Raw genomic sequence first — 585 nt, 5'->3', positions numbered from 1 at the left:
AACCTCGACCGGCAATTCGGCAACGGGCTCGGTGTTTGCCACGGCCTGGCTGTTGACGTGCTCGTCCCAGACCTGCTTGAGGCGAGAAGGGTTGCCGCCCCCGACCTTCTGCCGCAAGGCGAAGCCCGTGATGTTGCGACCAGCAGCTTGCAACTGCTCGCCGGCCTCAATGATCTGCTCTTGGGTGAACTCTGCTGGACGCATGGCATTTCTCCTGCGGGTGTAATGGAGAAATTATACCATAACAAATAAATAAACTAACTAACAAACAAACTAATAAACTAATTTCTGCAGCAAAATGCAACACTGACCAGCACCATCACCGCGCCCGGTGGCCCGCGCCTGCCGTGGACAACCCCGCTGCCCACCCGAGGTGGACAGCCGCCCGTGCCGGGCGGTGCCGGGGTCTGCCCACCGCCGGCCGCTGCCCAAGACACTGACGCCCTTCGGTGGACAAGCCTGCAGCTTGCCCACGCTACGGTTGCCCAGGTTTTTCAGAGATCTCTAGCAGGGACAGCCCGGGAACCGGGGCCCTTGATGGCGAAGCCATGGAAAACGGGCTCAGGGCCGCCTGACAGGCAGGCC

At 61.0% G+C, this 585-nt stretch carries 1 protein-coding gene; it reads right to left on the bottom strand.

Annotated features, from left to right (window positions below; all coding sequences use genetic code 11):
• On the bottom strand, positions 1 to 204 hold a 204-nt coding region (locus GVL52_RS28275; RefSeq protein WP_200847949.1), incomplete at its 3' end, for a DNA-binding protein.
• Positions 205 to 585 lie beyond the last annotated feature (381 nt).

It is taken from the genome of Rhizobium sp. 18055 (assembly GCF_902706285.1).
Lineage (GTDB): Bacteria > Pseudomonadota > Alphaproteobacteria > Rhizobiales > Rhizobiaceae > Rhizobium.
The sequence above is the reverse complement of the archived record's forward strand: the minus strand, read 5'-3'. Positions and strand labels throughout refer to the sequence as shown.